Annotated in this window: 21 protein-coding genes; 7 read left to right on the top strand and 14 right to left on the bottom strand. The window is 69.0% G+C overall.

Going from position 1 to position 20,069, the window contains the following annotated elements; all coding sequences use genetic code 11:
• Window positions 1-276 precede the first annotated feature (276 nt).
• Window positions 277-678, bottom strand: a complete 402-nt coding sequence (locus JWP83_RS27585) for a DUF3040 domain-containing protein (RefSeq protein ID WP_297737920.1) — start codon at window positions 676-678, stop codon at window positions 277-279.
• A gap of 326 nt (window positions 679-1,004) precedes the next feature.
• On the opposite strand from JWP83_RS27585, the gene JWP83_RS27580 reads away from it, so the two are divergent.
• Window positions 1,005-1,613 carry an N-acetyltransferase gene (locus JWP83_RS27580; protein ID WP_297737917.1) on the top strand — a complete coding sequence of 203 codons (609 nt, stop codon included), beginning with the start codon at window positions 1,005-1,007 and terminating at the stop codon, window positions 1,611-1,613.
• Window positions 1,614-1,770: 157 nt separating this feature from the next.
• Window positions 1,771-2,418 (top strand): DUF3153 domain-containing protein, encoded by a 648-nt coding sequence (locus tag JWP83_RS27575; protein WP_297737968.1) that lies wholly within the window; start codon window positions 1,771-1,773, stop codon window positions 2,416-2,418.
• Here JWP83_RS27575 and JWP83_RS27570 read toward each other — a convergent pair.
• A complete protein-coding gene (locus JWP83_RS27570) occupies window positions 2,415-3,299 on the bottom strand; it encodes a mycobacterial-type methylenetetrahydrofolate reductase (RefSeq protein WP_297737914.1) in 885 nt (294 codons plus the stop codon). The genes JWP83_RS27575 and JWP83_RS27570 overlap by 4 nt on opposite strands.
• 197 nt (window positions 3,300-3,496) lie before the next feature.
• Between JWP83_RS27570 and idsA2 the strand changes: the two genes are divergently transcribed.
• Window positions 3,497-4,564, top strand: coding sequence for a bifunctional (2E,6E)-farnesyl/geranyl diphosphate synthase (gene idsA2, locus JWP83_RS27565; RefSeq protein WP_297737965.1), 1,068 nt, complete (start codon window positions 3,497-3,499; stop codon window positions 4,562-4,564).
• A gap of 4 nt (window positions 4,565-4,568) precedes the next feature.
• Window positions 4,569-6,134, top strand: a complete 1,566-nt coding sequence (locus JWP83_RS27560; RefSeq protein WP_297737911.1) for an alpha-(1->6)-mannopyranosyltransferase A — start codon at window positions 4,569-4,571, stop codon at window positions 6,132-6,134.
• On the opposite strand, the gene JWP83_RS27555 is transcribed toward JWP83_RS27560, so the two are convergent.
• Window positions 6,121-6,525: an Rv2175c family DNA-binding protein gene (locus JWP83_RS27555; protein ID WP_297737908.1), complete on the bottom strand. Its 405-nt coding sequence runs from the start codon at window positions 6,523-6,525 to the stop codon at window positions 6,121-6,123. The two genes, JWP83_RS27560 and JWP83_RS27555, sit on opposite strands and share 14 nt — an antisense overlap.
• 68 nt (window positions 6,526-6,593) lie before the next feature.
• Here JWP83_RS27555 and JWP83_RS27550 point away from each other — a divergent pair, with 68 nt between their 5' ends.
• The gene (locus tag JWP83_RS27550; RefSeq protein WP_297737905.1) at window positions 6,594-7,811 is read left to right on the top strand and encodes a protein kinase; all 1,218 of its coding nucleotides are present in this window, start codon (window positions 6,594-6,596) and stop codon (window positions 7,809-7,811) included.
• A gap of 73 nt (window positions 7,812-7,884) precedes the next feature.
• Here the strand turns inward: JWP83_RS27550 and JWP83_RS27545 are convergent, their stop codons facing one another.
• From JWP83_RS27545 to JWP83_RS27535, 3 genes are read right to left on the bottom strand one after another with little or no spacing between them, the layout of a single operon-like run.
• Entirely contained in the window at window positions 7,885-9,273 is a 1,389-nt protein-coding gene (locus JWP83_RS27545; protein ID WP_297737903.1) for a class II 3-deoxy-7-phosphoheptulonate synthase, read from the bottom strand.
• Window positions 9,274-9,317: 44 nt separating this feature from the next.
• Window positions 9,318-9,821, bottom strand: a complete 504-nt coding sequence (locus JWP83_RS27540; protein ID WP_297737900.1) for a polyadenylate-specific 3'-exoribonuclease AS — start codon at window positions 9,819-9,821, stop codon at window positions 9,318-9,320.
• A gap of 32 nt (window positions 9,822-9,853) precedes the next feature.
• The gene (locus tag JWP83_RS27535; RefSeq protein WP_297737897.1) at window positions 9,854-10,738 is read right to left on the bottom strand and encodes a hypothetical protein; all 885 of its coding nucleotides are present in this window, start codon (window positions 10,736-10,738) and stop codon (window positions 9,854-9,856) included.
• Window positions 10,739-10,838: 100 nt separating this feature from the next.
• Here JWP83_RS27535 and JWP83_RS27530 point away from each other — a divergent pair, with 100 nt between their 5' ends.
• Entirely contained in the window at window positions 10,839-12,122 is a 1,284-nt protein-coding gene (locus tag JWP83_RS27530) for a glycosyltransferase 87 family protein (protein WP_297737894.1), read from the top strand.
• Between the two features lie 11 nt (window positions 12,123-12,133).
• On the opposite strand, the gene JWP83_RS27525 is transcribed toward JWP83_RS27530, so the two are convergent.
• The 5 genes from JWP83_RS27525 to JWP83_RS27505 form a co-directional block, all read right to left on the bottom strand.
• Window positions 12,134-12,862, bottom strand: a complete 729-nt coding sequence (locus JWP83_RS27525; protein ID WP_297737891.1) for a 1-acyl-sn-glycerol-3-phosphate acyltransferase — start codon at window positions 12,860-12,862, stop codon at window positions 12,134-12,136.
• 85 nt (window positions 12,863-12,947) lie between these two features.
• Entirely contained in the window at window positions 12,948-13,349 is a 402-nt protein-coding gene (locus JWP83_RS27520; protein ID WP_297737888.1) for a hypothetical protein, read from the bottom strand.
• Window positions 13,346-14,593: an ArsA family ATPase gene (locus tag JWP83_RS27515; protein WP_297737885.1), complete on the bottom strand. Its 1,248-nt coding sequence runs from the start codon at window positions 14,591-14,593 to the stop codon at window positions 13,346-13,348. Before JWP83_RS27515 ends, JWP83_RS27520 begins: the two co-directional genes overlap by 4 nt.
• Before the next feature lie 16 nt (window positions 14,594-14,609).
• Window positions 14,610-15,047: an SRPBCC family protein gene (locus JWP83_RS27510; protein WP_297737882.1), complete on the bottom strand. Its 438-nt coding sequence runs from the start codon at window positions 15,045-15,047 to the stop codon at window positions 14,610-14,612.
• Between the two features lie 104 nt (window positions 15,048-15,151).
• Window positions 15,152-15,541, bottom strand: a complete 390-nt coding sequence (locus tag JWP83_RS27505) for a polyketide cyclase / dehydrase and lipid transport (protein WP_297737878.1) — start codon at window positions 15,539-15,541, stop codon at window positions 15,152-15,154.
• Between the two features lie 202 nt (window positions 15,542-15,743).
• Between JWP83_RS27505 and JWP83_RS27500 the strand changes: the two genes are divergently transcribed.
• Window positions 15,744-17,546 (top strand): long-chain fatty acid--CoA ligase, encoded by a 1,803-nt coding sequence (locus JWP83_RS27500; RefSeq protein ID WP_297737875.1) that lies wholly within the window; start codon window positions 15,744-15,746, stop codon window positions 17,544-17,546.
• A 26-nt stretch (window positions 17,547-17,572) separates the two neighbouring features.
• On the opposite strand, the gene pimB is transcribed toward JWP83_RS27500, so the two are convergent.
• The 3 genes from pimB to JWP83_RS27485 all read right to left on the bottom strand — a co-directional run.
• Window positions 17,573-18,712, bottom strand: coding sequence for a GDP-mannose-dependent alpha-(1-6)-phosphatidylinositol monomannoside mannosyltransferase (pimB, locus tag JWP83_RS27495; RefSeq protein ID WP_297737872.1), 1,140 nt, complete (start codon window positions 18,710-18,712; stop codon window positions 17,573-17,575).
• Between the two features lie 10 nt (window positions 18,713-18,722).
• Window positions 18,723-19,556, bottom strand: coding sequence for a hypothetical protein (locus JWP83_RS27490; RefSeq protein ID WP_297737962.1), 834 nt, complete (start codon window positions 19,554-19,556; stop codon window positions 18,723-18,725).
• A 46-nt stretch (window positions 19,557-19,602) separates the two neighbouring features.
• On the bottom strand, window positions 19,603-20,069 hold a 467-nt coding region (locus JWP83_RS27485), incomplete at its 5' end, for an NlpC/P60 family protein (protein WP_297737869.1).

The following is a 20,069-nucleotide window of genomic DNA, read 5'->3' as shown; positions in this document are numbered from 1 at the left end:
GCCACCCGACCGCGACGTGAGAAAAGCGCACCTCAGGGGCGTGAAACGGCCAAGTGGGGCGCAGTGGGGCTCGTGGGTGGGGCCCGGTGGGGCACGAATCGCGCGCGCGGGACTCGGTTTGGGCTCAATTCGGAGTCGGAAAGCGCAAGGGCCACCCATCAGGCCGAACCTGCGCGCACGGCGCAGGCACGAGGCGCATCCGCTCACTCGAGCATGAAAAACGGGGCAGCCGTCGCGGCCACCCCTTATGACGCCCCTGTGTGCCTGACGGTCCCGCTACTGGTCGAAGCGCCGGCGGAACCGATCCTCCATACGACTGGTGAACGAGCCGCCGCCCTTGTTCCGACGCTGACGCGACGATCCGGGCGGCGACCCGGAACGGTCCTGCCTGCCCGACAACCGCGGGCCGGTGATCGCATAGACCACAGCGGCGAACATCACGATGAAACCAAAGACGCTGAGGATCGGGAAATTTCCGATCATCGTGGCTTTGAACGCCACTCCGGAAACCAGCATCGCCAAGCCGATGACGAGCAACGCCGCGCCTTGCAGGCGCCGCCGCGCGGTCGGTGCACGCAACCCTCCGCCACGGACGCTCGACGCGAATTTGGGATCTTCGGCGTAGAGGGCGCTCTCGATCTGATCGAGCATCCGCTGTTCATGATCGGAGAGTGGCATTCGTCCCTCCTTGCCGACAGTTTGGCACGTAACTATCGATAGCACGCGGATGCCCGGTGTCAGGCAACTATCACAAATGATACGAGGTCAATCTGCGCCGTACCACTGCTTCGGCAGCGATTCTATCCCGGCCACGTCTCCACACTGCTGCACCCCGCAACGACGGTGCGCTGCAACCCGCTTGCGAAGCGGCGCGCGCCGCCGGTCCCCGCAGGCTCCTAGCCACGACCGCTGGGCGCGCGGATCCGCGGGGGTCGGATAATGGCGACAGCGGCACGGGGCCCGAACTCACACATGAAGCCACCCGATGAGGAGGACACCGCGAGTTGGCGATATTCCTCATCGATCTGCCGCCGAACGATATGGAGCGCCGTCTGTCTGACGCCCTCGGGGTGTACGTCGAAGCGATGCGATACCCGCGGGGCACCGAGAACCAGCGCGCCGCAATGTGGCTCGAACACGTCCGCCGACACGGCTGGCAGGGGGTGGCCGTCGTAGAGCTCGAGGCGGCCGAGGGGCTCGGCGCCGAACCCCCGTCGGCCGCCGAACTGAGCGACGCGCCGCTGCTCGGCGTGGCCTACGGCTACGCCGGGGCGCCCGGGCAGTGGTGGCAGCAGCAGGTGGTGCTGGGCTTGCAACGCGGCGGCCTGCCACCGCAGGAAATCGCCCAGCTGATGAGAAGCTACTTCGAGTTGACGGAGCTGCACATTCACCCCCGCGCGCAAGGCCGCGGCCTCGGCGAGGCATTGGCCCGCCGGCTGCTCGCCGGGCGCGCCGAGAAGAACGTCCTGCTCTCCACGCCGGAAACCAACGGAGAGGCCAACCGCGCGTGGCGCCTGTACCGGCGACTTGGCTTCACCGACATCATCCGTCGCTACCACTTCGCCGGGGACCCACGCGCATTCGCGATCCTGGGCCGCGCTCTTCCGCTGTAGCTGCAGCGGCCCGGCGCGCCACCGCCGGAACGCCACACCGGACGACCCGCCGAAGCGGCGCAGAAGGATCTGGCACGATGACCTGGTGCACGCCAGCCCTACCCCGGCTCGAGCCCGCGGAGTCACGCCCCGGCGGCGCCGCGTGCTGGCCATCGCGATGCTGCTGCTGATCGTGCCCCTGGCCAGCGGGTGCCTGCGGGTCCGGGCGTCGCTCACCGTCTCGCCCGACGACCTGGTGTCCGGGGAGATCATCGCCGCGGCCAAACCGAAGACCCCGAAGGACGCCGGTCCGCAGCTCGACACCAATAACCTGCCGTTCGGACAGAAAGTGGCGGTGTCGAACTACGACAGCGACGGCTACGTGGGGTCGCAGGCGGTGTTCTCCGATCTGACCTTCGCCGAGCTGCCGCAGCTGGCGAACATGAACTCCGATGCCCAAGGCGTAAATCTGTCGCTGCGCCGGAATGGCAACCTGGTGATCATGGAGGGCCGGGCGGACCTGACGTCGGTGACCGACAACGACGCCGACGTCGAGCTGACGGTCGCCTTTCCCGGCGTCGTGACCTCCACCAACGGCGACCGCGTCGAGCCCGACGTGGTGTCGTGGAAGCTCAAACCGGGCGTGGTGACCACCATGACCGCCAACGCTCGCTACACCGATCCCAACACCCGTAACTTCACCGGCGCGGGCGTGTGGCTGGGCATCGCATCCTTCGCGGTGGCCGGCGTGGTGGCGCTGCTGGCCTGGATGAGCCGCGACCGCTCCCCGCGGCTCACCGCACCGCGCGACCAGCCGCCCAGCTAGGGCGACCAGTAGTCCAGCATCTCCGCGAAGGTCTGGAACGCGGGCCCAGAAACCCCGTAGGTCGCCTCGAAATGGATGCTGAGCGGAAAGCCGAGCTCGGCGACGCCGTCGATCACGCGCTGATACAGGTCAACCATGAGCCGGCGCTTCTGGTCCGGTTCGCTGCCGGCCAACCGTTTGACGAACTCCTGCTCGCCGGCCACCGCGGCGTTGCCCGGGTCCTGGATCAGCCAGTTGATCAGGCCGACGCGGCTCTCCACCTTCGGCACGAAGCCGAAGGACAGCAGGATTTCGGGCCGGTGATCGGTGTGCTTGGCGAAATCGGTCAGGAAGCCCACGATGGCGTCGGAATACAGCAGTTGCGTCATGCCGTACGTCGCGCCCTGGTCGCATTTGAAGTTCAGCCGGCCTTGCTCGCCGTCGCGGGTGGGGATCACGATCACGCCGCGGTTGGTCACCAGGTCGCGATAGATCGACAGGGCGTCGGTCGGCGCGACGCCGGAGCCCTCACCGTCGTTCATGGTGCGCGGGACGCCGACGAAGACCACGCCCTCCATCCCGGCGGCGCACAGATCGGTCAGCCGCCGGCGCAGCGAGGCCTCGTCCATGAACGCGGTCACCTGGGTGCACAGGCCCTGGAACCCCGGCAATTCCGGCTTGATGATCGACCAGAAGTCCAGCACGTCCAGCTTCGGCTTCATGGCGACCGGCCGATCGTCGTCTTCCGCGATCATCCCGGGAATCATCACGTGCCGGATCCGGCCCTCGAGGCCGAACTCGCCCGAGTACCGCACCACTTTTCGCGCGTCCTCGAGTGCCCGCTCCTTACCGTCTTCCACGTTGGGGGGCACCAACTCGAGCGCGATGGTGTTGAGGGTCACGCGGCTCCTATCCATCAGATCCATCAGGCGACTTATTTCCCAGATCGCCAGCATAGGGGCGAAATAGTGAGGCAGTCGAAGCAACTGGGCCCCGGAGTCGACATACACTGTCGCCCCTGGAAGAAATACACGCACGCCGAGCAGAAAGGGGCGCCGCGTTGAGCCTAGAAGCCGCAGCAGCAGCGGCAACCGTCGAGTTGACCGGCGCCATCACCGAGCAACTTCGGCGGTATCTGCACGACCGGCGCGCCCAGACCGCGTACATAAGCTCGGAAGGCGCCGACTACGACGTTCTGATCGCCGCCCTCGAGGACTTCGTGCTCAACGGGGGCAAGCGGCTGCGGCCCGCGTTCGCCTATTGGGCCTGGCGGGCGGTGGCAACCGGGGATCCCGATCCCGAAGTGTTGCTGCTGTTTTCCGCGCTCGAACTGCTGCACGCCTGCGCGCTGGTGCACGACGACGTGATCGACGACTCCTCCACCCGCCGCGGGAAGCCGACCGCCCACGTCCGCTTCGCCGCGCTGCACCGCGACCGGCGCTGGCGAGGCTCACCGGAGCGGTTCGGGACGTCGGCGGCCATCCTGCTCGGGGACCTCGCGCTGGCCTGGGCCGACGACATAGTTTTCCAGGTGGTCGGGCTGGCGCTGCCGCCCGAGGCACGCGGCCGCGTCCAGCGCGTGTGGGCCGACATCCGCACCGAGGTGCTGGGCGGGCAATACCTCGACATCGTCGCCGAGGCCAGCGGCGCCGAGTCGGTCGCGTCGGCGATGAACGTCGACACCTTCAAGACGGCCTGCTACACCGTGGCGCGACCGCTGCAGCTCGGCGTGGCGGCCGCCGCCGACCGGCCCGACGTGCAGGTGATCTTCAAAGAATTCGGGACCGACCTCGGCGTGGCGTTTCAGCTGCGCGACGACGTGCTGGGAGTGTTCGGCGACCCCGCGGTGACGGGCAAGCCGTCCGGCGACGACCTGAGATCCGGCAAGCGGACCGTGCTGCTGGCCGAGGCGGTGGAGCTGGCCGACAAGTCAGACCCGTTGGCGGCCAACCGGTTACGCAGTTCGATCGGCGCGGAGTTGACCGACGCGCAGGTGGGCGAACTGCGCGAGGTCATCGAGTCGGTGGGCGCGCTGGCCGCGGCGGAGCAACGCATTGCGGCGTTGACCGAGCGGGCGCTGGCCACGCTCGCGGCGGCGCCCATCAACGCGCCGGCCAAGGCGGGGCTGGCCGAGCTGGCCAGGATGGCCACGAATCGGTCCGCCTAAGCCGATGACGACCCCCTTTGATTCCACGACACATATCCCGGCCGCCGATTCGTCAGCGACCAAACGGTCTGTGACCCAATATGTTTCAAGGCTCGTCGCGTTCTCCGCCACACCGGAGGCCCGACCGGCGAAGCTCGGCTTCCTGGGCTCGGTGCTGATTACCCTGGGCGGGCTGGGAGCGGGCAGCACCAAACCGCACGACCCCCTGCTGGAAACGCTGCACCTGTCCTGGCTGCGCTTCGGCCACGGACTGGTGCTGTCGTCGATCGTGTTGTGGACGGGCGTGGGCCTCACGCTGATCGCGTGGGTGAGCCTGGGCCGGCGCGCGCTGGCCGGGAACGCGACCGAGTTCACCATGAGGGCGACCACCGGCTTCTGGTTGGCGCCGTTGCTGTTGTCGGTGCCCGTCTTCAGCCGCGACACCTACTCCTACCTGGCGCAGGGCGCGCTACTGCGCGACGGCTTCGACCCCTACGCGGTCGGTCCGGTGGCAAACCCAAACGCCTTGCTGGACAACGTAAGTCCCATCTGGACCATCACCACGGCGCCCTACGGGCCGGCGTTCATCCTGATCGCGAAGCTGATCACGATGCTGGTCGGCAACCACGTCATCGTCGGGACGATGCTGCTGCGCCTGTGCATGCTGCCCGGATTGGCGCTGCTGATCTGGGCCACCCCCCGGCTCGCCCATCAACTGGGCACCAACGGCGCACTGGCGCTGTGGATCTGCGTTCTCAACCCACTCGTGCTCATCCACCTGATGGGCGGCGTGCACAACGAGATGCTGATGGTGGGCCTGATGGCCGCCGGGATCGCGCTCAGCTTCCAGGGCCGCCACGTCCTGGGCGTCGTGCTGATCACGGTGGCGATCGCGGTCAAGGCCACCGCCGGAATCTCGTTGCCTTTCCTGGTGTGGGTATGGATGCGACACCTGTGCGACCGGCGCGGGTATCGCCCCCTGCCGGCGTTTTTGGCGGCGACCGCGATATCCCTGGTGGTATTCGCCGTCGTGTTCGCCATCTTGTCCGCGGCGGCCGGCGTCGGGCTGGGTTGGCTGACCGCGTTGGCCGGGTCGGTGAAGATCATCAACTGGCTGACCGTGCCGACCGCGGTCGCCAACCTGATCCACGCCCTCGGCAGCGGCTTCTTTCCGGTCGACTTCTACGCCACGCTGCGCATCACCCGGTTCATCGGCATCGCGATCATCGCGGTGTCATTGCCGCTGTTGTGGTGGCGGTTCCGCCGCGACGACCGCGCGGCGCTGACGGGGATCGCGTGGTCGATGCTGATCGTGGTGCTGTTCGTCCCGGCCGCCCTGCCCTGGTACTACTCCTGGCCGCTGGCGGTGGCGGCCCCGCTGGCCCAGTCAAGACGGGCGGTCGCGGCCATCGCCGGCCTGTCGACCTGGGTCATGGTGATCTTCAAGCCCGATGGATCCCACGGCATGTATTCGTGGCTGCACTTCTCGCTGGCCACCGCCTGCGCGCTGGCCGCCGCCTACGCGCTGTACCGGGCGCCGGAGGCTCAGGAGCCTCAGCCCGACGGGACCGAATCCGTCAGCACGCCATAGCCTGCGCGCGCCGCACCACTTCCCGGGCCTGGTGGGCATGGAGGGCGTCGACGGGACGGGCGTTGCTGACGGCGTCCCGGGTGCCGTCCCGCGTGACCGTCAGCGACGGGTCGGGGGTGAACAGCCAGCGCACGATCTCCGTCTCGTGATAACCACCGTCGTGCAGGATCGTCAACAGCCCCGGCAGGCTCTTGACCACCTCACCGGAGTTGGTGAAAAACACCTGGGGCACCACCACACCGCCGCCACGCCTGATCGCGACCAGGTGACCCTCCCGCAGCTGCTGCTGCACCTTGCTGACCGGCACGCCGAGCACCTCGGCTGCCCGCGGCAGGTCGTAGGTCGGCTCGCCGGGATCCAGGACGTCGTCGCCGGCCGGAATACTGCTCACCGCGCAAGTGTAGGCCCCGCTCAGCGCCTTGGGCATACGTTTTCGCGTCCCCCACCTACGATGGCCCAGTGGCCGGAGCGCAGACGAGTGACCCGTTGCCGGGCGCGTTGCTGGACGGCCGCTACCTCGTCGAGTCCGCGATAGCCAGCGGCGGCACCTCGACGGTGTACCGCGGCCTCGACGTCCGGCTCGACCGCCCGGTCGCGGTGAAGGTCATGGACTCTCGCTATGCCGGCGATGACCAATTCCTGACCCGCTTCCAGCTCGAGGCACGCACGGTCGCCCGGCTGAAAAATCCCGGGCTGGTTGCGGTCTACGACCAGGGCATGGACGCCCGGCATCCCTTCTTGGTGATGGAGCTCATCGAGGGCGGCACGCTGCGCGAGTTGCTGGCCGAGCGCGGTCCGATGCCGCCCCATGCCGTGGCGGCCGTGCTTCGCCCGGTTTTGGGCGGGCTGGCCGCGGCGCACCGCGCCGGGCTGGTGCACCGCGACGTCAAGCCCGAGAACGTCCTGATCTCCGACGACGGCGACGTCAAGATCGCCGATTTCGGGTTGGTCCGCGCCGTCGCGGCCGCCGGAATCACCTCCACCAGCGTCATTCTGGGTACCGCCGCCTACCTGTCGCCCGAGCAAGTGCGCGACGGCAACGCCGGCCCGCGCAGCGACGTCTACTCCGCCGGGATCCTCACCTATGAGCTGCTGACCGGGCACACACCGTTCACCGGCGACTCGGCGTTGTCGATCGCGTACCGACGGTTGGACGCCGACGTGCCGACGCCCAGTGCGGCGATCGACGGCGTGCCCCCGCAATTCGACGAGTTGGTGCAGCGGGCGACCGCGCGCGACCCCGCGGACCGGTACGCCGACGCGCTCGAGATGGGCGCCGACCTGTCGGCGATCGCCGAAGAACTCGCCCTGCCGGACTTCCGGGTGCCGGCGCCGCGCAACTCCGCCCAACACCGGTCGGCGGCGCTGCACCACAGCCGGATGAGCCAGCGCCCGGCCACCGCTCAGCCAGTTCGCCGCCCCACCCGTCAGCTCCCCCGCGGGCCCGCGGAGTCGGCCGAGCCGGCCCGCCCGGCCGCCCCCGAGTCCGAACCCGACGAATACGAATACCAGCCGGTCTCAGGCGAATTCGCGGGCATCGCGATCAGCGAATTCGTCTGGGCCCGCCAGCACGCCCGGCGGATGGTGCTGGTGTGGGTGGCGGTCGTGCTCGCGCTCACCGGGCTGGTCGCGACCGTGGCCTGGACGATCGGAAGCAACCTGAGCGGCCTGCTCTAACGGCGAGCAGACGCAAAATCGCCCAAAACGCGTGGTTTTTGGGCGATTTTGCGTCTGCTCGCGCTCAGGACTTCTAGTCGCGCAGCATCTCGGCGACCAGGAACGCCAACTCCAGCGACTGCTGGGTGTTCAGCCGCGGGTCACAGGCCGTCTCGTAGCGCCCGACCAGGTCGGTGTCCGAAATGTCTTGCGCCCCACCCAAACACTCGGTGACGTTTTCGCCGGTGATCTCGACGTGGATGCCGCCGGGATGGGTGCCCAGCGCGCGGTGCACCTCGAAGAACCCCTGCACCTCGTCGACGATGCGGTCGAAGTGCCGGGTCTTGTAGCCGTTGGAGGATTCGTGCGTGTTGCCATGCATCGGGTCGCACTGCCAGATCACCTGGTGCCCGGTGGCCTGGACCTTCTCGACGATCGGCGGCAGCAGGTCACGCACCTTGTTGTTGCCCAGCCTGCTCACCAACGTCAGCCGCCCGGGCTTGTTGTGCGGGTCGAGGCGCTCCACGTATTCGACGGCCAGCTCGGGGGTCATCGTCGGTCCGATCTTCACGCCGATCGGGTTGGCGATCACTTCGGCGAACGCGATGTGCGCGCCGTCGAGCTGGCGGGTCCGCTCGCCGACCCACACGGTGTGTGCCGACAGGTCATACAGCTGCGGCTCCGCGCCTTCGACGTCGGACAAGCGCAACATCGCCCGCTCGTAGTCGAGCACCAAAGCCTCGTGGCTGGCATAGATTTCGGCGGTTTGCAGGTTGCGGTCGGCGACCCCGCAGGCGCTCATGAAGCGCAACCCGCGGTCGATCTCGGTCGCCAGCGCCTCGTAACGCGCGCCGGCCGGCGAGGTCCGGACGAATTCCCGGTTCCAGTCGTGCACCAGGTGCAGCGACGCGAGCCCCGACGAGGTCAGCGCCCGCACCAGGTTCATCGCGGCGCTGGCGTTGGCGTAGGCGCGCACCAGCCGCGACGGGTCGTGCTCGCGGGCAGCGGGGTCGGGGGCGAAGCCGTTGATCATGTCGCCGCGGTAGGACCTCAGGCCCAGCGCGTCGAGGTCGGCCGACCGGGGCTTGGCGTACTGGCCGGCGATGCGGGCCACCTTGACCACCGGCAGGCTCGACCCGTAGGTCAGCACGACGGCCATCTGCAGCAGGGTGCGGATGTTGCCGCGGATGTGGGGTTCGGTGTTGTCGACGAACGTCTCCGCGCAGTCACCGCCCTGCAGGAGGAAGGCCTCGCCCCTCGCGACCTGCGCCAGCTGATCCTGCAGCCGGACGATCTCGGACGGCACCGTGACCGGCGGCACGCTCTCGAGCACCGTGCGCATCGCGGCGGCCTGTTCGGCGTCCCAGCTGGGCTGCTGGGCGGCCGGCTTGGCCAGCGCGGCGTCCAGTCGCGCCCGCAGCTCGGTCGAGAGCGGCGGCAGCGGCGGCAGCTGGTCGATCGGTATGTCGACGGTCCAGTTCATCGGTCCATGGTAACTGGGGTTCGGCACCGGCTGGTCAGGCCTGATCAGGGCGAACGTCCCGGTGCGCCCTCGACGGAGGTGATCAGCCTGAATCGGCGGAGTTGATCGCGGGCATCGACCAGGGCGTCGTGGGCGTCCCGCGGCCGCGGCGGCATCCGGGCGGATCCCCGTTCCTCCCACAACTGCCGCAATTCCCTGGTGAACCGGGGTATCGCCGGCGGCAGAGCCGACATCGCGCCCCACAGCTGGCACAACGCCACGTGGTCATAGGCCCCCACCCAGGCCCACAGTTCGATGGGCTCGGTGCCGTCCACGCCGAAGAACTCCTCCAGATCCAGCCGGATCTGCTTGCGCGAGCGCCACAACGGAGACGCCGGGGGCGGCAGCTTGGGCAGCACGTTGGCGCGCACCCAGCTACCGGCACGCTCGGGATCGAATTCGGTGGACACGGCGTAGTACTCGCGGCCGTCCTCGGCGACCACCCCGATCGAGATCAGTTCGATCGTGCGGCCGTCCTCGATGAACTCGGTGTCGTAGAAGTACCGCACCGGAGAAAGCTTAGGGGGCCGCCCGGCGCGGCCTATCGGCTGATCAGGATGGGCACGGTGGGTGCCGGTGCCGCGTGCACGTCATGGTCGAGCTGCGCGTCGACCGCGCGCTGGTCGGGCAGGCGCGGGGTACCCGCGATCGCGCATTGCACCCACAGCTTGACCCGCACGACGGGACGGCGCAGCCGCCGTTCCCGCTGCAGCGCGCGTCGCATCTTGTCCGGCTGGTCGGTGTAGCGCCACCGGGCCCACGGGGCATGCGGACGTGACAACCGGACCGCGCCGATGACCAGCAGCACGACGATGAACATGCCCAGCAATCCGGTCCACACCTTGCCCTTCAGCACCACCACCACGGCCAGCGGCAGCGCCACCACCAGAACGCCACCCACCCCGGCGCGCAGCAGCACCGAATCGGCGGCGTGCCAGACCGGAAGGAAGAACATCAGCGGATGCAGGCCCATTATCAAAAGCCCGGCCACCGCCGCCGCCGCGAACACCGCGTCCACCGACGTGCGGCCGTCCTCTTCCCAGTAGACGTCGGACAGATGCAGGATCAAGGCGTACTCGTCGAGAACCAACGCGGCCCCGACCCCGAAAAGGGTTGCGGCCAGGGTGAATTCGGGTTCTTGTCCGCTGATGGACAGGGTCACCAACATCAACCCGGAAAGCATCACAAGCACCACCCCGAACGCCACGTGGTGGATGTGCACTTCCCCGATGTGGACATTGCGCGGTTGCCACCATCGGGCCGACCGACCGGTGTTGGCGCGGTGGCGGATCACCCGCACGCACGTTCGCGTGACGAAAAACGTCAGGATGAAAGCGACCAGGCAGCACAGCAGGGGCAGCCGGCCGCGGTCGACGATGTCATGCGCGAACCAAGTGGCCACCCCGAACACGAACCAGTGGAGCACCCCTGAAACGTACGCCTGCATTTCCGGCCGGCGCGGGAGCCGCGCTGCGGCACGTGGCCGGCTTCCCTTGTTCCAGGCACCGATTACGCTGTTCTGCGACATGAGTAGATGGCGGGCGCCCGGCGCGGGCAGTCAACCCGGGCGGGCATTGCTGTGGTGCCTGCTTTGGCTGGTTGCGGCCGCGGCGATGTACTACGTGGCCTCGGGCCTGTTCGGACACATCCCGTACCGCATCGACATCGACATCTATCAGATGGGCGGCCGGGCCTGGCTGGACAACCAGCCCCTCTACCGCGGGGACGTGTTGTTCCACACACCCATCGGACTGAACCTGCCGTTCACCTACCCCCCGCTGGCGGCCATCGTGTTCTGCCCGTTCTCCTGGCTGCACATGCCGGCCGCCGGGGTGGCGATCACGCTTGTGACCTTGGTGCTGCTGATCGTCTCGACGGTGATCGTGCTGACCGGCCTCGACGTGTGGAACACGTCGGCCGTCCTGCCCGGCCCGGCGTGGCTGCGCCGGCTGTGGTTGGCGGTGATCATCGCGGCGGCGGCGACGACCTGGCTGGAGCCGATCGCCTCGAACTTCGCCTTCGGCCAGATCAACGTCGTGCTCATGACGCTGGTGATCGCCGACTGCATGCCGCGCCGCACGCCATGGCCGCGCGGGCTGCTGCTGGGGCTGGGCATCGCGCTGAAACTCACGCCGGCGGTTTTCTTGCTCTACTTCCTGCTGCGCCGCGACAACCGCGCCGCCCTGACCGCCATGGCGTCGTTCGCGGCCATGACCCTGCTGGGCTTCGCGCTGGCATGGAGCGATTCGTGGGAATACTGGACGCGCACCGTCCACCACACCGACCGGATCGGTGAGGCCGCGCTGAACACCGACCAGAACATCGCGGGCGCCCTCGCCCGGTTGGGGCTCGACGAGCACGAACGGTTCCCGTTGTGGGTCGCCGCGTGCCTGCTGGTGCTGGCGGCGACGATCTGGGCGATGCGGCGGGTGCTGCGGGCCGGCGAGCCCATCCTGGCCGTGGTGTGCGTCGCGCTGTTCGGGTTGGTGGTTTCGCCGGTGTCCTGGTCACACCACTGGGTCTGGGTGCTGCCGGCGGTCCTGGTGACCGGGACGTTGGCCTGGCGGCGCCGCAACGTCGTGCTGGCCGTGCTCAGCGCCATCGGGGTGGCGCTGATGAGGTGGACGCCGATCGACCTGCTACCCAAGCACCACGAGACGACCGCGAACTGGTGGCGCCAGCTTGCGGGGGCGTCCTACGTGTGGTGGGCGTTGGCGGTCATCGTCGCGGCCGGATTGACCGTCACCGCGCGGGCGACGTCGCGGGATTCGGCGGCGCGCCCGCTGACGCCGGTGCCGGCCGCCAGCTGATCCGCGGCGCGCTAACCGGCGGCGGTCTCGGGGATCCGCGCGGCCTCACTGGTCGGTTCGTCGCCGTTGCCGCGGTCCTTGAGGCTGGCCGCGTAGATGTCGACGTACTCCTGCCCGGAGAGCCCCATCAGCTCGTAGATCACCTCGTCGGTGACGGCCCGCTCGATGAAGCGGTTGCCGGCCATTCCCTCGAAACGTGAGAATTCCATCGGCTTGCCGAACCGGACGGTGACGCGCCCAAAGCGCAGCGTCGTGCTGCCGGGCGGGTTGACCACATTGGTGCCGATCATCGCCACCGGGATCACCGGAACCCCGGTTTCCAGCGCCAGCCGCCCCAGCCCCGTCTTGCCCTTGTACAACCGGCCGTCGGGCGAGCGGGTGCCCTCGGGGTACATGCCCAGCAGCTTGCCCTGCGCCAGCACCTGCTCGGCGGTGTTGAGCGCGGCCTGGGCGGCGTCGGCGTCGGAGCGGTCGATCGGCACCTGCCCGACGGCGGTGAAGAACCACCGGCTGAGCCAGCCCTTCAGTCCGGTGCCGGTGAAGTATTCGGACTTCGCGAGGAAGGTGATCCGGCGCCGGACCACCAGCGGCAGGAAGAAGCTGTCCATCACGGCGAGGTGATTACTCGCCAGGATCGCCGGCCCGGAAGTTGGAACGTATTCCAGCCCTTCAACTTTCGGTCGCCCAAGCAGGGAGAGCAACGGGCCCAGCGCTATATACTTGACTAGCCAGTACCACATGGCCCTGCCTCTCGCCCGCACCCATCGCTGTTCTGCGCCAACTGTACCGATCCCCAGCGCAAGGGACCACCTTCGGGCGGGCGGTTCACTCCTCGACGGTGACCGGGATGGGCTGGTAACGGGTCTTCGCGGTGGCGTCACCGGCGTCGGGCTCGGCGTCGGCGTCGGCGCCACCGCCGCCGGGCGGGCCGGCGGGTGGCGGTTTCGCCGAACGGTCGATGTCGTCGACGATGCCGCGGATCGCCTCGAGGAGGGCGATGCTGTGGTCGGCGATCACGGTAAGCAACGGGTGCTGGTCACCGGTGGCCAGCGCGGCCAGCGCGCACACGGGACACCACACCTGCTGGCACTTGCCCGTCCCTTTACCGTCCGAGCCCCCGCCCGCCGTCAAAGCCGCCGCCGTCCGCAGCGCCGGGTCGATCCCGTCCAGGATCGCCTGGGCAAGTCTGCGCAACTCGGGACCGATATCGGGATGAGCCCCGCTCACTTAGGCCACACCTCCGGATCCGGTCGAAAGCGAACAGTCAGCTCGCTGCCCCGCAGGTGCGCGTCGAGCACCGTGCATCGCCGCAGCACGGACGCCAAGCGGACCCTGCGCCGCAGCCCTCCGGCGCTGATTATCAAGTCGTCGTCGACTCGGCCCAACGACAGTCCTCCGGGATCGAGCTGGGGCAACGTTAGCCGCATACGGTATATCGACCCAAGCCCCGATCCGGATTCGAGGTCCACGACCGGACGCAACGGACCCGGCGGCGCCGCCCCGCCGCGCCGGCGGGCGCTGTCGAGCAGCGAGCCCAGCGCCTTGGGGCCGATCGGCTCGCCGGACAGGTGCGGGGTCAGCACCAGCGCCACGTCGCCGATGGTGGCGTCGAGTTCGTCGAGAACAACGCGTTGTTCGGCGATGCGTTCGGCGTACCAGTAGAACGCCGGGTGCTCGGGCAGGTTGCGGTACTCGTAGGACTCGTCCTCGGTCAGGACCTGGTTGACAATCAGCTCCTCGACCCGCACCCCCATCAGCGCCAGTGAACCCAGCGTCCGCACCGCCTCGGCCGCCACCACCCGCTCGGGGGTCAGCACCAGATGCGCGGTGACCCGCTCGCCGTCGGTCAGCAACTCGCTGAGGCGGTCGACGCTGCCGCTGATGCGCTCCAGCAGCTCCACCATCGCGGCCGAGCGGGCGTCGTCGGCGGCAATGGACAGCCTGCGATGGCGTGGCCACGCGCGTTCCACGTAGAGCCCAAAGGTGGCGGGCAAGGTCAACATTCGCAACGCATCCGCTGTCGAGGCGCAATCCACGACGATGCGATCCCATCGCCCCGAGGCGGCGAGCTCGCCGACGGCGTGCAGGCCCAGCACTTCCTGAACGCCCGGCAACGCCGAAAGCTCTTCGGGCGCAATGGTGCTCAACTCGGAATCGGGAAAGCGCCGATCCAAAGTGCTGACCACGTCGTGCCAGCGGGCCTCCAGCAGGGCCAGGGTGTCCAGTGCCAGTGCCTCGAGGAAACCGCCGCCCGCCTCCGCGTCATCGGCGAGCACCCGAACCAGTTCGCACCGGCCGCTCGGCGGAACCGGGACACCCAGCACGTCGCCCAGCGAGTGCGCCTGATCGGTGGACACCACCAGTACCCGCTGCCCCGTGCCTGCGTCGCAGACCGCGGTAGCGGATGCCAGGGTGGATTTTCCTACCCCGCCCTTCCCAACGAACAGACTGATCCGGGCCGGGGCGGGCACCCGGAATTCGCTGGACTCACTCAGCCTCTACTCGTTTCTTTAGATCCTTCAAAGCGGTGTCGGTCAACCGCCGCTCGGCCTTGCGCTTGAGCAAGCCGATCATTGGGAGGGCGAGGTCGACGGAGAGTTCATAGGTGACGTCAGTGCCAGATCCCTTGGGCGCCAAGCGATATGAACCTTCAAGCGAACGCAGCAGCGAGCTGGAGACCAGGGTCCAGCTCAGCGACTGACGGTCTTTGGGCCACTGGTAGGCCATCACCATGGTGTCCTTGATGATGCCGGCGTCCATCACGAATCGCACGGTCTTCGGGTAGCCGTCGGCGCCCCTCTCTTGCACCTCGGCTTCCTTGTATTCCGAGATCCACTCCGGGTAGGAATCGATGTCGGCGATCACCTCCAGGACCGTGCCCGGATCGGCTTCGATGTGGATGGTCTGCGTCGTCTTGTCTGCCACCTGGCTGATGCCCTCTCTCCCGCGAGCGCGTAGGCCCGCGATGTGCAGGACTACCCCGGCCTCCGGGCGGAAACGGTACTCCTACCGCCAAACCTTGATCGAAATCAAACTACCGGAGAAACGCCGACCGGACGTGACCGTTCCGCCGTCCTCTTGACCTCGAAGGCCATTTTTTTACCCGCCACCCGACGGCGGTGCGTGATCTTCGCCAAGTTCAACTTTGCCAGCTGCCACGCCGACACGCCGGTGGGTTCGGCGTGCAGGAAGTAGTGCAGCACCACCCCGTCCAGCGACGGTTCCAGCCAGACCTCCATGGTGCCGGTCAACGCGCCGGTCACCGCCCACCGGATGCCTTTTTCGGCGCGGTCCTCGACGACCTGCAGCCGCAGGTCCGGCCACCACCGGCGCCAGCAGGACGTGTCCGCGACCGCGGCGCCCACCCGCGGGCCGCCGGCGGCGACAAACGTCTGGTCGGCGATCTGAATGCTGTTCACCCCCACAGCTTCACACACCGATCCGAATCGTCCGTATGCAGGCGCCCGGGCCCGCGCGGGCGCCATGCCGGAGCGGAGCCGCAAGCTCCGTGGCCGCCCGGCCGACCTTCACCATGCTGCGCGAAATAGCGGATTAGGCTGGGCCACAGCAAGCCGGCCCGCAAAGGGGCAGGCAACATCACGAGCCAATGGAGTCACCAGAGTGCGTGAGTACAGCGTCCCCGCCCGCTTTACCGTCGGCGAGCACGAAAACGTCGCGGCCATGGTCTTCGAGCACGAGCGCGATGACCCCAGCTTTGTCATCTTTCAACGGCAGATCGACGGCGTCTGGACCGATGTCACCTGCGCCGAGGCGGCCCAGCAGGTTCGCGCCGCGGCGCTGGGTTTGATCTCCCAGGAGGTGCAGGCCGGCGACCGGGTAGCCATCTTTTCGGCCACCCGCTACGAGTGGGCGATCCTGGATCTGGCGATCCTGTCGGTGGGCGCGGTCACCGTGCCAATCTACGAGACGTCGTCGGCCGAACAGGTGCGCTGGGTGCTGCAGGACTCGGGATCGGTGTTGGCGTTTGCCGAGACCGACGCGCACGCCGCGATGGTCACCGAGCTCACCGCCGAGCTGCCCGCCCTGCGCCGGGTGCTGCACATCGACGGTTCGGGCCCCAAGGCGCTCGACCAGCTCACCGAGTCCGGGGCGGAGGTGGAGCCGGCCGAGCTGACCGCCCGCCTCGAGGCGCTGCGCGCCGACGACCCGGCAACGCTGATCTACACCTCGGGCACCACCGGGCGGCCCAAGGGCTGCCAGCTCACCCATTCCAACCTGCTCTACGAGAGCCGGGGCGCCAAGGAATGCCTGCCGACGCTGCTGAACGAGGGGCAGCGGCTGCTGGTGTTCCTGCCGCTGGCCCACGTGCTGGCCCGGTCGCTCACCTTGTCCGCGTTCGCCAACAAGGTGACGGTCGGATTCACCAGCGACATCAAGAACCTGCTGCCGATGTTGGCGGTCTTCAAGCCGACGGTCGTGGTGTCGGTGCCGCGGGTGTTCGAGAAGGTGTACAACACCGCCGAGCAGAACGCCGTCAATGACGGGAAGGGGCGCATCTTCGCGATGGCCGTGCAAACCGCGGTCGACTGGAGCCAGGCCCAGGACGATGGCGGGCCGGGGCTGCTGCTGCGCGCCAAGCACGCGTTGTTCGACCGGCTGGTCTACCACAAGCTGCGCACGGCGCTGGGCGGCGACTGCCACGCGTCCGTCTCGGGTGGGGCACCGCTGGGCGCGCGGCTGGGCCACTTCTACCGCGGCGTGGGCCTGACCATCCACGAGGGCTACGGCCTGACCGAGACCAGCTCGGCCATCACGGTCAACCAGGTCGGCAGGGTCAAGATCGGGACGGTCGGGACGTTGCTGCCCGGCAATAGCATGCGCATCGCCGACGACGGCGAGCTGTTGGTGCGCGGCGGCGTGGTGTTCGGCGGCTACTGGCGCAACGAGCAGGCCACCGCCGACGCGTTCACCGACGGCTGGTTCAAGACCGGCGATCTGGGCGCGCTCGACGAGGACGGCTTCCTGAAGATCACCGGCCGCAAGAAGGAAATCATCGTCACCGCCGGCGGCAAGAACGTCGCCCCCGCGGTGCTCGAGGACCAGCTGCGGGCGCACCCGCTGATCAGCCAGGCCATGGTGGTGGGCGACGCCAAGCCGTTCATCGGCGCGCTGATCACCATCGACCCGGAGGCATTCGGTGGCTGGAAGGAGCGCAACCACAAGGCCGTCGACTCGTCGGTCGCCGACCTGGCCACCGACCCAGACCTGTTCGCCGAGGTGGACGCTGCCGTCAAGCACGCCAACCTCGCGGTGTCGCACGCCGAGTCGATCCGCAAGTTCCGCATTCTGCCGGTCGACTTCACCGAGGACACCGGCGAGCTGACGCCGACGATGAAGGTCAAGCGCAACGTGGTGGCCGAGAAGTTCGCCTCCGATATCGAGTCGATCTACGAGAAGGACTAGCCGTCCGGTCGCCCGATTCGGCCGGTTCAGCCCAGCAAATCGGCCAGCCGGGCGGCCAGCGTGTCCCAGCGCCACTGGGACGTCACCCACTCGCGCCCGGCCGCGCCCATCGCGGCGGCCCGGTCGCGATCGGCGAGCAACTCGACGACGGCCTCGGCGACCTCGTTCACCGAGCGGCCGTCGACCACCAGCCCGGTCTTGTTGTGCCGCACCGTTTCCGGGGCCCCACCCGATAGGCCGGCGATGACGGGCACGCCCGTCGCCGAGGCCTCCAGGTAGACGATGCCCAAGCCCTCGACGTCCATGCCGGCGCCGCGGGTGCGGCATGGCATCGCGAACACGTCGGCCATCGCGTGATGGGCGGGCAGTTCGGCGGCCTGCACGCCCCCTGTGAATGTCACGTGCTCGGCCACGCCGCAGTCGGTGGCCTGCTTGCGCAGCGTGTCCAGGTAGGGACCGCCGCCGACGATGACGAGCGCCGCCCCGTCGACCCGCCGCCGGATCGACGGCAGCGCCTTGATCAGCGCGTCCTGACCCTTGCGCGGCACCAGCCGCGACAGGCACACCGCGGTCGGCCGCTCGCCCAGCCCGTAGCGGGCGCGCAGCTCGGCCCGGGCGGCCGGGTCGGGCCGGAACCGGTCGGTGTCCACCCCGGGCGGCAGGTACTCCAGCCTCGCCGCGGGACCGAAGGCCGACGCGAAGCGCGACCGGGTGTAGCGGCTCACGAAGGTCACGACGTCGGTGCCGTCGCCGATGCGACGCAGCACCGAGCGCGCGACCGGCAGCATCGACCAGCCGACTTCGTGGCCGTGAGTGCTGGCCAGCACCCGGGACGCCCCGGCCAGCCGGGCCCGCGGGGCCAGCAGCGCCAGCGGCGCGGCCGCGCCGAACCAGACGGTGTCGATGCCGTGCTCGCCGATCATCCGGCGCATCCGCGCATCGACCGCCGGGCCGGGCAGCATCAGCGTGCCCGGATGCCGCACCACGCGGTATCCGGCCGCCTCGGCCGAGTCATCAAAGGCGTCGGCGCCCTTCCATTGCGGTGCGTACACCAGCACGGAATGCGACCCCGCGCCGGCCAGCCGGCCGGCGAACTCGCCGAGGTAGGACTGAATGCCGCCCGGGCGGGGCGGAAAGTCGTTGGTTACCAGCAGGACCCGGCTCACCTGCGTCAGGCTAGCGGGCCAGCCACTGGTGCCAGCGCACCAGCAGCCCGGCGGGGTCGATGCCGAGGACGTCGTGCACGGCGGTGGGCACATCGGCGTGCCCGACACCGCAGCTGGCCAGGTACAGATCGCGCAGCTTTGGCGGCCCGTAGGTGTCGGCGACGAAGCGGGCGAACCACCACGCGCGGTCGTAGGCCAACGAGCGCAGCGGCCCCGGCGCCTCCAGATCGCCGTCGGTCGGCAGCGTCAGCGGCACCGGCAGCGCATCGGCGGGCACCGGGCTCTGTGGCCGGGCAACGAAATCGGCCACCCCCTCGGTGAGCCATTGGGGCGCATCCAAGGCGGTCTCAGCGCGGGCGGCGTAGTGAAAAAGCTCGTGGGTCAAGACAATTCGCAGCCCGGCCGCATTCATGTTGGCGGCGCCCGGCGCGAACACGATCCGCTGGCCGACCGCCAACCGGCGCGTGGGATCGACCCTGTCGGCGACCGTCACAGCGGCGATGTCGGCCCACTGCGACGCCGGTCCCCCGCCGGCCGCGGCGCGAAACTGCTCGTCCGAGCCGGCGGCAAGCACCGAGATATCGCGCGGCCAATCAACACCCCAGAACGCCTCCACCGCGTTGACCGCGGCCCCGATGTTGGACGCCACCCGGGACAGCAGCCGGTCGCTGGCCGGGCCGCCGAGTCCCACCAGCCGGACGGTGCGGTCACCGACCACCAGCGACTTCGCCGCGGCGCCCACCTGGCCGCGTGCGGGCGTGACGAGCTGCGCGTGCCTTGCCTTGCTATCGCCGGCCGCGTCGAACGGCACGGCCGCGGCCACAATCAGCTCGAGCGCAAACACCCAGGCCAGCAGGATCGGGAGCCGCCGACGGGGCCAGCCGGGGCGATCAGTAGCGGCGGGCGTCGTGGATCGGACCTGCGGCATTCATCGGCACCACCCGCACCGGCACCCCATAGGTGGATGAATGGATCACCATGCCGTCACCGATGTAGAGGCCGCTATGTGACGCATCGGAGTAGAAGGTCACCACGTCGCCGGGCTGCAAATCCGACACCGCCACCGGCTGACCGCCTTGAGCCTGAGCCTGACTGGAGTGCGGCAGCGAGATGCCGGCCTGCTGGAACGCCCACATCACCAATCCGGAGCAGTCGAACCCGCCGGGCGCGGCACCGCCCCACACGTAGGGCGATCCGACCTGTGTCAACGCGGCCTGCACGACGGTCGCGCGGTCGCCGCCGCCGACGCCGCCGGGGGGCAGCATTCCGGGCATCATTGCGCTAAGGGGTGGAGCGTCACCGGGCGGCGGAGCGCCGGGCGGGGCCGCGTCCGGCGCCGGTGCGCCGGGCGCCGGGG

It is taken from the genome of Mycobacterium sp., assembly GCF_025965855.1.
GTDB lineage: Bacteria > Actinomycetota > Actinomycetes > Mycobacteriales > Mycobacteriaceae > Mycobacterium.
The sequence above is the reverse complement of the archived record's forward strand: the minus strand, read 5'-3'. Positions and strand labels throughout refer to the sequence as shown.